The sequence below is a fragment of the Mesorhizobium sp. WSM3873 genome, from assembly GCF_001672445.1.
Lineage (GTDB): Bacteria > Pseudomonadota > Alphaproteobacteria > Rhizobiales > Rhizobiaceae > Mesorhizobium.
The window spans coordinates 94,243-107,095 of sequence record NZ_LYTM01000057.1; the positions used below are offsets into that span (position 1 = coordinate 94,243).

Below are 12,853 nucleotides of genomic sequence, written 5' to 3' on the forward strand. Positions count from 1 at the left end.
GAGGCTCATGTCTTAGAGCTTTGGTCCGTTCCCGCCCCGCAAAAACGAAGCCCAATCGCTCATCATGGCGCGGCGCTTCTCAATCATGGTTTCGCGCCGGTATGCGGCCTCAACGTCGCTGTTGATGGCGTGGGCGAGCGCAAATTCCCGCATGTCTCGGGGATAGTCGGACAACTCCCCTGCCCAATCAGAAAACGTTGACCGCAGCCCATGGGGCACGGCTGGACGCTTCGAGTTCTTGTCGAGCCAGCCCGTGCGGCCCGCCTCGACCTCGCTTTCGTGCATCCGTTTCATGGTGGCGCTCAACGTCATGTCGGACAGCATGCCGCCACGGATCGCGGGGAACACATAAATTGTGTCGGCGGTCGCGGCCTCTTTCATCGCAGTTAGGATTGTCATAGCCGCATCGGACAGCGCCACAACGTGCGGGCGCTTCATTTTCATACGCGATGCGGGCACTGTCCACAATTTGGCGTTCCAATCGATTTCCGGCCATTCCATGCCGCGCACTTCGCCAGATCGCGCAGCGGTCAATGTCGCGAATTCCAATGCCCGTGCACCCGTGCCTTCGCGTTTGCGCAATGCTGCGAACCACGTGGGCGCGTCTTTCAACTGAACGGCGGGTTGATTATCGACTGTCGCAACCTTGCTTGGCTTGGACAACATGGCATTGAGATTGCCCTTCCACTGTGCCGGATTGTCACCCTCACGGTATCCGTGCGCCTTTGCCCAATCAAGCACGCGTTCGCAACGTTGCCGCAAACGCGTGGCCGTCTCCGTCTTGGTCGTCCAGATCGGCTTAAGGATTTCAACCATGTGATGTTTGGTGACTTCGGAAACGGCAAGATTCCCGATCACGGGCATTGCATATGTGTCCAGCGTGGATTGCCATTGCTTCCGATGCTTTCCGCTTTTGAATTCCGCCAGCGTATCGGCAAGGAATTTGTCCACGGCATCGCGGAATGTGAGATGGCGCTTTGCGGCCTCAATCGCAGCTTTGCGACGATCGCGCTTCTCTTGCAGTGGATCGATGCCGTTGCGGATTTTGTCTTTGGTTGCCCTCGCCCGCTCGCGAGCTTCGCCCAATGATACGTCATGCCCGCCAAGACCCATTTCGCAACGCCGGCCATTCACGTTTGTTGTGCGCAATAGCCATGACCGGCCGCCGCCCGGCGTGATCTGGAGCATGAGCCCGGCAACACCGCCAACGGCAAATACAGCGTTGGCCGATGTGGTCGATCCGGGGTGTTTCAAGTTCTTGACAGCTAGTGCTGAAAGTTCCTTCGCGATCTTCGGCATCTCTCAATCCCATCATCTTACCCGCCAAAAACAATGGCATTGGATGATCCGAATTGCAACGGCGCGAGACAGCCATTTTGGATTAATGCATTGATATTGCCTTATTATTTTCATTGATTGAGACGACATGAGACAGCAATATGGCTGTCGCTCTCTCCGCCAGCACTTTTCCTAATACTATGATGTTTTCAAGCTGTTAGCGAAGAGGGAAGGCACCTCAAAGCCGTCCGCAATTGGCTGTTAGGCAGGTGGCCGGAAAGACGTTTCGTGCGGCCCGCCCACAAGCCCTCATGCTATCGCCGATCGTTATCGCCCTGGCAGCTGACCGATCAGGTTGCAATCGGTCGTGCTGTCTGAACGCGCCGTATAGGTGGCGTAGATCACCAGATCCGTGTTCATGGCGATTTCACGCACCAGCTTTCGACGGACTGCGGTGGCGAACATGGCGGGCTCTGTGACACCGATCGCAAACGCGTCTGGTCCGCCAATGACGCAGCGCTCGAAATAGGATTGCAGGTTGGAACGGCCATACCTCGCGAACCCGTCGGCCCCGCCAATCCGGGGCAGTGCGATAGGCAGCCCGTTGATCGTCACGCCTCCCGCGAGAAGAACCTGCCGGATGGGGTCAAGGAGTGCTCCCGCATTATTGGGTCCGTCGCCGGATATATCAACGACCCTGCGCGGGCTGCGCAAGCCACTATTCGCGAACAGATCATTCGCGGCAGACAATGCGCCGGAAATCGACGTTCCGCGGCCTTCAGTCAACGACAAAGCCGCGAGCCTGTCTGCCAAAGTGAGAGCGTCTTCGCGACTTTGGACGATTGTCCACGGCACGATGACGGTTTGCTGATTTGGCCCTGCCCACTCCAGATAGAGCACTGCAATTCTTCCACGCTCTCCCGACTTGACTGCCCCCGCGATATCCGCGTGGCGGAAAGCATCGACGTAGCCGTCGCGCTGCACTCTTTGCTCAACTTTGCTCATCGACGGCGAAACGTCCACTGCAAGGATCAATTGCAGATCGACGTCGACCAGGCCGTCCTGGAAACGGTCGGTTGAGTGAGCCTGGGGCGCCATTGCCAAGAACAGGCTCATCAGGCACACGCCTGTGAGCCGGAGCACCGGCCTTGCGCCCACACTTCGAGCAATCTGCACTTCGTCGTCCATGGTGAGCCTCTCGCTGACGCTGCGATTGTCGGTCCGAGGCGTCTCGGGGTCACGAACGGCTTCCGATCATTTGCCGAAATCGGCGCTCCCCGCCCGATGTGAATGATGATGGCAAGCGCGAAACCGTGCTAGGATCGACATTGGACTGCGGCTTCGTGCTTGAGGGAAACGGCTTGAGTAGCTCGCCGCCCACGATGTTCGTGCTCAACGGCGTTACCGTCGACGTGAGCAGCGAGACCTTGCGCGACAAATCCAACAGCACAATCGCACTTCGTCACCAAACCTTCGCGGTGCTTCGTCACCTTCTGGAGAACGCTGATCGCGTCGTCACCAAGGACGAGCTGATGAGGGCGGTCTGGAACGGGATCGCGGTCACCGACGACAGCCTTGTGCAATGCATTCACGAGATCCGTGCGGCGCTCAATGACGGTCGGCAGGCTGTTGTTGAGACGGTGCCTCGGCGTGGTTACCGGCTGGTCCGTCCTTCAAGCGCCGGCCCAAGAATGGCCACTATCCTGGCAGCCGAACTGGCTGCTGACGGTCGGCCGCTAGGTGAGGCTGAGCGGGGCGCTGCTGTACCTATCGGGCCGTACAGGCAGATCGTCGATCGGCTGCTGGTGCAACATGCCGGTCGCGTGTTCTCGAGCGCCGAAGAGAGCGTGGTCGCCGAATTCGCAGGCCCTGTCGAGGCCTTGCGGTGTGCGAGCGACATCCAGCATGAGGTCGACAGACGGAATTGCCAAGTTCCCAAGTCAAAGCGCCTGCGCTTCCGCATCGGGCTTCACCTCGGTTATGTCGTCGACGAGGGCGACCACCTCGGGGGCGAGGCGGTCGAGGTCGCAGCCCATCTTCAATCTTTGTCACGACCGGGCGGGATTTGCATCACGGAAGCGGTTCATGCCCAGGCTCGAGACCGGCTCCCGCTGGAATTCATCGAGCTTGGCGAGCAGAAGCTGAAGGACGTCGCACGTGCCCTGCGCATCTACCGCGTACCTCTTGCTTCAGAGGAACCGGTCAGGTCGCCATTTCGCGGTCTCGATGCCTTCGAATTCGAAGATGCCGATCTCTTCTTCGGCAGAGCGCGGGCGATTGCTGCCTGCACCTCAAGACTGGAGCAGCAGGCAGCAAGCGGCACTGCGTTCCTGCTAATCTACGGCATGAGCGGTTGCGGCAAGTCTTCCCTCCTGCGCGCTGGCCTGCTGCCGTCATTGATCCGGCCCGGAACCGTGGCGGGCATATCGTCGTGGCGCCGCTGCCTGATCCGCCTCTCCGAAGGACCGGATGCATTCGCTGTGCTGGCTGCGGCGCTGCTTAGCGAAGCTGCTGTGCAGGAACTGGCCTGCGAAGTAACAGCCGCGGAGCTCGCTCGGCTTTGCAGGAGCGCGCCGGATCGGGCGCTGGCGATGGTTCGCCAGGCACTTGGCAAAGCCGCTGGGTCGGCCCGCTCGCAGATCAGATTGGTTGTCGCCATCGATCAGCTGGAGGAGCTGTTCACGACGGAGAAGCAGCCGGCGACGCGCGAGGCTCTCGTGCGGCTCATGACGCTGCTCGCCGCGAGCGGACTGGCCTGGGTGATCGCGGCGATCCGTTCGGATTTTTTTCACCGTTGCGGCGAGGTCCCGGGGTTCTCGGCGCTCAAGGATGGCCTCTCCAGCTACGAACTCCTGCCGCCGACTGGCCCGGAGATCGGTCAGATCATCCGTGAGCCGGCGGGCGTTGCCGGACTCCGCTTTGAGGAGAATGCCGAGTTGGGGCGACTCGATGACGTGCTGCAGGAGGCAGCAGCTGCCGATCCCGGATCATTGCCGCTTCTCGAGTTTGTGCTCGACGCGTTGTACCAGGCCGGCCGCCAGCGCCGCGTTCTCACCTTTGCGGATTATCGCGCGCTCGGCGGGCTCGAAGGCGCAATCGCGCGCCGCGCCGATGAAGTCGTGGATTTACTGGCGCCCGAGATCCAGGAGGCCTTACCGACGGTACTGGGCGCCCTCACAACTGCAAGTCTGAGCGATGACACCGTGACGGCACGTCCGGCCCTGCTCACCGAAGTTGCAGGCACTCCCGCGCGATCGACGCTGGTCAGGGCCCTGATCGACGCACGGCTCCTCGTCAGCGACGAGGACGCCGCAGGGCGTGTCTTCGTGCGCGTTGCACATGAAGCACTGTTGAGGCGCTGGCCGCGCGCAAGTGACATTGTGAATGCAAACCGGAATTTTCTCGAGACGCGCGAACGCCTCAGGGCTGATGCCCACCGATGGCACCTGGAAAGCAGGAATCGAGAGCTTCTCCTTCCGTCCGGCAAACGTCTGGCGGAGGGCGAAGAACTAATGTTGTCGAGACGGGAGGAGATCGACGATTATGTCCTTGAGTACATCGAGGAGTCTTTGCGTGCCCATCGGCAGAAAGAGGAGGAGGACCGGCACGCAGCGCTAGCGCTGATCGAGGCCGCCGAAGAGGCAAAACACGAGCGCCTGGAGCGCGAGGCCGAGCGCCGGAGCCTGGCGGCGGCCGCAGCAAACCGGCTTTCGCGACGTACCCGCAACGCAGCGATTGTGGCGATAATGCTCGCTCTCATCGCGGGCGCAGGCGCGCTGGTCGCCTTCAGGGCGCAGGAGGAAGCGAGGTCGCAACGCGACCAGGCGATGCGCAATCAGTTCCTTTCGCTCTCGTTCCTTTCGGAGCAGTCCACCGCGGCAGGAAGCACCGAGGCTGCGATCCTCTTGGCGCTTGAAGCACTGCCCTCAAAAGACCAATCCGAGCGGCAATATCTGTTCGAGGCGGAGGCAGCCCTCTACAAGGCTCTGCTGGCGCACCACCAGATCAAAATCTTCCGGCATGGCGCCGGCGTGACGGATACGGCATTCAATCCGAGCGGCGATCGCATCGTCACCGCATCCTACGACAAGACTGCAGCCGTCTGGGACATCTCCAGCGGTGCCGAAACTGCAGTTCTAAAGGGTCATGAAGCGGCCTTGGAGAGGGCTGAATTCAGCCCGGACGGGAGCCGTATCCTGACGGCGGCGAGGGATGGCACTGCACGTTTCTGGGACGCTGTCTCGGGAGAGCAGCTCTTTATCATGCGCCCGGTAGGCAATTATCCGACGGCAATCTTCAGCCCGGATGGCACCCGGGTGCTGACGGCGGGGGAGAACAGCGATGCAACGCTCTGGGATGCTCGGACCGGAAAGAAAGTTCTAGGTGTAAAAAGCGACGCATATACGCGTGCTGTTTTCAGTTCAGACGGCCGCAGCTTCGCGACGGCAGGCAAGCATTTTGTTTCGATCTGGAATAGCGCAGACGGCGCGCTGACGCGGTCAATGCGGGTGACCTCCTGGCCCTACAGCCTGGCGTTCAGCCCGGACGGAAGCCGGATGCTGGCCGGCCCGTGGGGTTGGCATTCACACCGAGACACTTCCAGCCTTTTCGATTTGTCGAAAGGAACGGAGATCGCAAAGCTGGCCGGCAGCAAGAGCGACACGCAATTGAACGGCGTCATTTTCAGTCATGGGGGTCAGCGAATCGCCACGGTATCCATCGATGGCACTGCCCGAATTTGGGATGGAGCGTTGGGAACGCTGGATGATGTGCTCGGCCAGGAGGTGTCGGGACTGAAGGCAGACATCGACACGGATGAACGCGATGTGGAGATGAACGGTGCTTTCACCCCGGACGACCGCTTCCTGGCGACCGCCTCGGTCAATGGGCCGATCCGCATCTGGGACGCTGAACGCGCCTCGTTGGTGACGACGATCGCCGGTCATGAATCCTTGGTCGAGCATATGGAATTCAGCCCGGTCGACAGCAACATTCTTCTCACTGCTTCACACGATGGCACCGCTCGGCTGTGGGATGTCGACGGCGCGCTGACGACTTCGCTCTCACATGAATATCGGCCGACTTTCGCGGTCTTCAGTCCCGACAATGTCCACCTTCTGACCGGCGGCGGCGACAGCGCGGCGCACCTGTGGGATATCGTGAGCGGGCGCGAGACAATCCGGCTCGATACACATGAGATTGTTCAAAGCGCGACGTTCAGCCTAGATGGAAGGCGTGTCGCGACGGCATCTCTTGGGGGGCAGGTCCGTGTTTGGGATGTGGCCACGGGACACGAGACCGCCCAGTTCCGATCACATCGCGGCCTGATCCAGATCCAGTTTGATCGCGATGGCAAATCGCTTCTCTGCGCATCGATGAACGGCACCGCGCAGCTGTGGGACGCGGCGACCGGCACCGAGCTAGCCGGCATCAACACGAGCAGCAACCTACCGCAGGCCATTCTTAGCCCTGACGGAAATCTGATCCTCTCGGCCAGGGAAGACAATGCGGGCCACCTTCTGACGACGGGCGGAGCCGAGCTCAGGGTTCTTGTGGGGCATCAGGATCGCATCACGGCAGCGGCCTTCAGCCCGGACGGTCAACTCGTCGCCACGGGCTCACTCGACCACACGGCTCGCATTTGGTCGACCACGGACGGAGCAAACGTCAGAACGCTAGTGGGACACACCGGCGCGGTAACGGTCGTCGCCTTCAGCCCCGACGGTCAGTTGCTGTTGACCGGCTCGCGCGATGGAACCATCCGGATCTGGAGCGTCGCTGGCGGACTGGAAAGGGCCGTTCTAAGGGGCCACAGCGGCGCGGTGGACAGCGTTCAGTTCAGTCCCAACGGTTTGTATGTCGTGACCGCGTCCTCGAAGGATCGCACGGTCCGGCTCTGGGCGACGCAATCGGGACGCCAGATTGCCGTCCTTGGCAGCCACGACGAAGCAACCATTCTACTGGGCTTTACACGCGCAGCTTTCAGTTCCGACGGCACCCGCGTTGCAATTGTTTCCGGCGAAAAAGATGTCCGCATCCTTCGCGTCTTCCAAACGTCCCGGGACCTCATTGACTTCGCTCGGCGCACCGTCCCTCGCGAACTCACCGCTTGCGAGCGGCGAAGCTTCTTCCTTCCTGAAGACCCTGCAATTGGCACTTGTCCGGGCTGAGGTCGACAACGGGGTCAGAGCCCTTGTGATCAATCTGCGATGCCAGGCCGATACCGCAGCATGTTTTTGATCTTCTTCGTCCGCTGTGGGGGGTGCGTAGCAGCCATTCCGGGTCTGGGTTGGCATTCTGATCGAATTTATAAGAAAATGGGATGGAGACGTGTCTGTACCTCAGACAGGTAGGCTTGCCGCTCGCCATCCAAGGCAACCGTGAAGCAAACAGCGCAACGAGCCGGCGCGAAAGCCAAATTTTTTCAATTATTTAGATGCGAACTCGAAAGACGCTCTCTCCGCCAGCACTCTAATGGTCGGGATGGCGGCAAGCCTCATCGTGGGGGGCTCAGATTGCTCGCCGCTCTGAGGTGTGGATCGGCCTATGGTTCGTCCTTGTCGATCCCGATGCTCTCGCCCTCGCCATGCACCTGGTTCCGGTCCCAATCGTTGGTCTTGTCAGGCGTTTTCGCGGCAGCTTTTTGGTTTTCCCGTTCCTTGTCCTTGCGGGGCTTAGGACCGGGCAGATCGCGCGATGATTTGGGTTCCATTGAGGTGTGTCCCTGTCAGTCGAACAGAACCCAACGTGGGCTGAGCTCGAATGTTCCAGCGCTTTGCCGGCGATATGCGTTGCAGGGACATCCCGGCGTCCTGCGGAAGGAACCGGGCAGCCCACAGATACGTTCTGGCGCTCATGGATGAGCTTGTTGAACGTTTCGGGCAGCAAACCTGGCTGCCATTTTCCGTAATTTCAGCCAGGCTTTTGCTGGCTGCGGTTCTTGGCTCACTCGTCGGCATGGAGCGCGAATGGCGTAACCGGCCGGCCGGGCTGAGGACGCATATCCTGATCTGTCTAGCAACCGCCTTGATCGCCATCCTGGCCATCGAAATCACCCATCTCCCCGTCTTCGATGGCCAGGAGATAGCCATTGACCCCATCCGCCTGATTGAAGCCACAACTGCCGGCGTCGCATTCCTGGCTGCGGGGCTAATATTCTTCTCCAAAGGGGAGGTTCAGGGGCTGACGACCGGCGCGGGAATGTGGCTGGCCGGTGCCATTGGATTGGCAGTGGGTCTCGGGTTCTGGCAGATCGCAATTCTTGGCACAGTCTTGGCGCTGATCGTGCTAGGGCTTTTGCAGCTGGTGCAGGTTGCCCCAAAGGACAAGCAATAGTCGGAGCATTTGGAGGCAGGGCGTCCAATCCCTGCGCTTGTCGGCGTTACAGGGTTTTTGCTGAGTTGCAGATTCCGACCGTCTCGGCCGGCGCACTCGTGGCAGATCATGACCTGTCACCAGATCCCAGTGCAGACACCCATGGTCTGGCCCGACAAAGCAGGAATCTTCCTAGCCATTTTCGGCTCTGCGCAGCAGCCGCGACAGGTGCTGCCGATGCATCGCCTGCATGTCTTCAAGCAGGTGGAGGAAGCGCAGGGCGTCATCGGTCGGCAATCCCTGATCGCTGAGGTCGGCAACCAACTCGTGCTGACGGCGAAGGTGCCGCTCGCCTTCATGGACATGCCGCCTGGCCATTTCGATATCATCGTCGATTGCCATTTACCGGAACGTCGCTGGTATCGTGACGTTCCTCGGGCGGGCTGTCCAAGATTGGAACTGAATGCGCGGCCATGACTTGTTATGGGAGCGGTCGTTTACCGTTGGGACGTAGCCGTCTCGGCAGCACAAAGCCCGTCGCTTACGCTCATTAGCTGCGACGGGCTTTTCAAGTCTTAGAAAATGTTAATGTCGGTCGCCGCAAGCGCGGCGCATAATGGAACTCTGCCCCGCTGCGCGGGGTAAGGGCCCGGCCTGTATGTCAAGCCCCCAACCCCGCCCGGCAGGCCGGGCTACTTTGATCCACAAAAGCGAACTTTTGCATCGTCCGGTCCGCCGCGTGGCGAACGGCGGCCTGCGGCACGTGAAGGCAGCCGAACGTCGTCAGCGTCTGGCGAGACAACGGATCGGCGCGCAACGCGAATGCACGGCGGAACCAATAAGCAAGGGCGCGGTTGGGACAGATGGTCGCCTATAACGAAACAACTGATCCCGCGCTTACCGGTGCGCGCGGTCGAGGCCGGATTTTGCGCCCTCGTTTCTGGCCGTTCGGAAGGAAACGAGGCCATCCTCACGAGCGGCATCTGTGTCGGCCTCATTCTTATGAGAACCGGGAAGCAGTCGCGCACGCCCTTGGTCTTAGTCACCAACAGACAAGTTCGTTTGCCGGGCACGAGCCGCTTGCAATAGCTCTGCATCACCTCCCGGGAGTTCTTTGGTGATCGAAGACGATAGCGTCTGTCAGTGGGAACGAATTGACTGCTTGGTTATCGGTGGCGGTCCGGCCGGCTTGGCAGCAGCGACGTATCTCGGGCGCTTTCGCCGCCGGGTCGTCGTTGTCGATTGCGGTCAAAGCCGCGCGAAGCTCATTCCGATTACCCGCAACTGTCCCGGCTTCCCCGACGGCATAGCCGGCGCCGAACTGCTGAATCGGCTGCGGCAGCAGGCTTTGCAGAGCGGAGCCGATCTTAGGCACGATATAATCCACGAGATTGGCCGCGACGGAACGGATTTTATTGCGATCGGTTCGACAGCCATTCGTTCCCGCGCGGCGCTCCTGGCTACTGGCATTGTCGATAAGCTTCCAGAGACGCCTTCGGCAGACGATATGATCAGAGCCGGCACCTTGCGCCTCTGTCCGATCTGTGACGGCTATGAGGTGATCGATAAGCGCGTCGCAGTCCTGGGCCCGGCGGAAGAGGCGGTGAAGAAGGCATTGTTCATGCGGACCTACACTCGCGACGTCACCGTACTGACGACCGATGCTTCGAGTGAAATTGATGCAGATGCCGGCCGACTGATCCACGAAGCTGGAATCCGGCTCGAGCCCTGCATCCCTCATTCGCTACGACCCTCGGGAGAGCAGGCCACCATTCAACTCTCCAACGGAACAGCATCCTCATTCGATACCGTCTATCCAGCCATGGGATGCAGGGCAAGGTCGCAACTTGGCCTAGATCTCGGGGCGACATGCGACGAGCTTGGAAATCTTGTCGTGGATGCGCATCAGCGCACGGTCGTGCCAGGCCTGTATGCCGCTGGCGATGTGGTCAACGAAATCAATCAGATTGCTGTCGCATTCGGCCACGCCTCGATCGCGGCCACCGACATGCATAACTATCTCGACGATGCCAAGTGCTAGAATTCACCGGTGGATTGCGATGCATCTTGTTCAGATCCTGCTTCCCTGCTCGGACAATGACGGCCAGCCTTTCGCTCAAGAAGATTTCGACCGCGTGAAGGAAGAACTGGCGAGTCGCTTCGAAGGCGTTACTGCTTACCTTCAGGCGCCTGCCGACGGTTTGTGGAAAAAGGGTGCCGAGTCCAACGCCGACAAGATTGTGATCTTCGAAGTCATGGCCAACGAGGTCGATCTCATCGACTGGCGTGAACGCCGGATCGCACTCGAGCGGTGGTTTCGACAGGAGAAGGTGGTTATCCGCTACATGCCGATCGCGCTGGTGTAGTCGTTCTTGTCCATGCACGGAAAATCAAAGCCGGCGCCTCTCCTCCCGGCGTAGCTCAGATGAGCTCGCTCGGCCCGTCGGCATCAGCCGGTCCCGAACCATTCGATGGCCGGGCGGGTGATCATCAGCCATAAGATAGCGGCGACCGCGCCGAAGGCCGGAAAGCCGAACATGAACCAGAGCCGGAAAAGCCGGTGATAGCGCGGCGGAAGCAGCTGGCCGGCTTTCGCCGCCGCCAGGGCAAGATCGCGCATCTCCATCTGCATCCAGACCACGGGAAGCCAAAAAACACCGGTCACGACGTAGAGAAGGATCGACAGCGCGATCCAGCCGTCCCAGAGCGAATAGCCGACGAGCCAGGCAAGCGCGACGCCGGTGATCGGTTGCGCCACAACTGCCGTTGCCGTGAACAGGAAATCGGCAACCACGACAATGCGCGCGACAGCGGCCACGGTAGCCGGGTTGCCGGTCCGGTGTGCAAGCAGCATGAAGAAGGCGATGCCAGCGCCCGTCCCCAGCAGAACCGCCGCGCCCACGATATGGAGATATTTGAGACCGAAGTAGAGCATCAGCGCTCCTCCAGGATCGCCAATGCGACGAAGTGCAGAAGAACGATCGGCAGGATCTTCATCAGCGGGCCGAGCGGCTCGTTCCACAGATCGGGCCGCAGGAGCGTGCCGGCCAATGCATAAAAAACGCATACGCCGATCGCTCCCCAGAGCCCAACGCGCGCGGTTTTGCGAAGCGCGATGAGAACGCCGATGACCAGGTCGGCCAGCGCGCCGGCGATGACCAAGGGTGCCGCCAGCGCGCTCACAGCGGTACCGATCAGGAGTTGGACACCGCTCTGCCATCCGGTTGTCAGGGATATGATTCCGGTCATGATCCAGAAGAACGGCAGCACCGTGAAGATCGCGGGTTTGATGAAGTAAAGGCCGGCAAACCATCTGTCCTGCACCGTGGCTGGGTTTGCGGCGAGTGCTGTCGGGAGACCTCGCGGCTCGATCCCCGTTGTCGCCTTCCAGGGTCCGGGATCACCCGTTGCTCCCCGGCTGATCTCAAGGGCGGCGTTGGTGCGCATGGGAGGGCGCCATCCCAGCACACTGACGGCGTCACCCAGCCGATAAAGTAGACGCGCCGCCCATCTCGGGAGAGCCAGGACGCGAGCCTCGTCCCATCCAAGCCACCTGCGGTAATGCGCGACTACCTCCTCCATGGCGAAGGCGTCCGGACCAGCAAGGTCGAGAGCGATCCGTGACGGGCTGTCAGGGCTGAGGAAAAACGCCACCGTTTCGACCACGTCCTCAAGTTGGACCACCTGCAGACGGCCGGAGCCGGGCATGGAGGGCAGCAGAGGAAGCGCGGCAAGGCCGCGAAACAGGGCGCTCGCTCCAAAAACGGGGCGGCCCAGAACGACGGAGGGTCTCAGCACGACCCAATCCAAGTCGAGCGTCATCAAGGCCTCCTCGCCGGCATATTTGCTGGCGGAGAAGGCGGAGGGTTGCTCACGATCGACGCCGATAGCGGAAAAGTGGATGACCCGGCGCACCCCGGCTTGCCGGCAGGCACGAAACAGCGCCGCTGCGCCCAATGCATGAACCCCCGTCGTATCTTCGCTGGCGCTGTCCTGCAGAACACCGGCACAATTCACCACCGCGTCAACGCCTTGAAGAGCACTGCCCCAGTTCTCGGGGGCGAGCGCCTTCGCCATATCGATGGCGACCGTTCCCGCCTCCCCCGCCCGGCTTGATCGGCGTCGTGAGGCCCGCACGACCTCGTGCCCTGACGCGACCAGACGCGCGCACACCGCTGTGCCGATGAGACCGTTCGATCCCGTTACGAGAACCTTCATTGCCGATGTCCCGCCGGACAAGACAGCGCGGCGGGCCGAAGGG

General features: G+C 60.9%; 10 protein-coding genes. 5 read left to right on the forward strand and 5 right to left on the reverse strand.

The window, feature by feature from the left end:
- Positions 1–12: 12 nt before the first annotated feature.
- Entirely contained in the window at positions 13–1,299 is a 1,287-nt protein-coding gene (locus A9K71_RS28925) for an integrase arm-type DNA-binding domain-containing protein (RefSeq protein WP_067003907.1), read from the reverse strand.
- A 306-nt stretch (positions 1,300–1,605) separates the two neighbouring features.
- Positions 1,606–2,466: a DUF1194 domain-containing protein gene (locus A9K71_RS28930; protein ID WP_082980764.1), complete on the reverse strand. Its 861-nt coding sequence runs from the start codon at positions 2,464–2,466 to the stop codon at positions 1,606–1,608.
- A 98-nt stretch (positions 2,467–2,564) separates the two neighbouring features.
- On the opposite strand from A9K71_RS28930, the gene A9K71_RS28935 reads away from it, so the two are divergent.
- The gene (locus A9K71_RS28935; protein WP_082980765.1) at positions 2,565–7,448 is read left to right on the forward strand and encodes a winged helix-turn-helix domain-containing protein; all 4,884 of its coding nucleotides are present in this window, start codon (positions 2,565–2,567) and stop codon (positions 7,446–7,448) included.
- A gap of 374 nt (positions 7,449–7,822) precedes the next feature.
- On the opposite strand, the gene A9K71_RS32235 is transcribed toward A9K71_RS28935, so the two are convergent.
- On the reverse strand, positions 7,823–7,990 hold the full coding sequence (locus A9K71_RS32235) for a hypothetical protein (RefSeq protein WP_164746634.1): 168 nt from the start codon (positions 7,988–7,990) through the stop codon (positions 7,823–7,825).
- Positions 7,991–8,040: 50 nt separating this feature from the next.
- On the opposite strand from A9K71_RS32235, the gene A9K71_RS28940 reads away from it, so the two are divergent.
- From A9K71_RS28940 to A9K71_RS28955, 4 genes are all read left to right on the forward strand, one after another.
- Positions 8,041–8,613 (forward strand): MgtC/SapB family protein, encoded by a 573-nt coding sequence (locus tag A9K71_RS28940; protein ID WP_348627041.1) that lies wholly within the window; start codon positions 8,041–8,043, stop codon positions 8,611–8,613.
- Positions 8,614–8,754: 141 nt separating this feature from the next.
- Positions 8,755–9,069: a hypothetical protein gene (locus A9K71_RS28945; protein ID WP_067003909.1), complete on the forward strand. Its 315-nt coding sequence runs from the start codon at positions 8,755–8,757 to the stop codon at positions 9,067–9,069.
- 640 nt (positions 9,070–9,709) lie between these two features.
- On the forward strand, positions 9,710–10,633 hold the full coding sequence (locus tag A9K71_RS28950; RefSeq protein ID WP_245299826.1) for an NAD(P)/FAD-dependent oxidoreductase: 924 nt from the start codon (positions 9,710–9,712) through the stop codon (positions 10,631–10,633).
- Positions 10,634–10,652: 19 nt separating this feature from the next.
- Entirely contained in the window at positions 10,653–10,958 is a 306-nt protein-coding gene (locus A9K71_RS28955; protein WP_067003911.1) for a hypothetical protein, read from the forward strand.
- Between the two features lie 83 nt (positions 10,959–11,041).
- Here A9K71_RS28955 and A9K71_RS28960 read toward each other — a convergent pair whose 3' ends face one another.
- Positions 11,042–11,527, reverse strand: a complete 486-nt coding sequence (locus tag A9K71_RS28960; protein WP_067003913.1) for a DUF2269 family protein — start codon at positions 11,525–11,527, stop codon at positions 11,042–11,044.
- Positions 11,527–12,810 (reverse strand): SDR family oxidoreductase, encoded by a 1,284-nt coding sequence (locus A9K71_RS28965; protein WP_067003915.1) that lies wholly within the window; start codon positions 12,808–12,810, stop codon positions 11,527–11,529. The genes A9K71_RS28960 and A9K71_RS28965 overlap by 1 nt, the downstream gene beginning before the upstream one ends.
- Between the last annotated feature and the right edge of the window lie 43 nt (positions 12,811–12,853).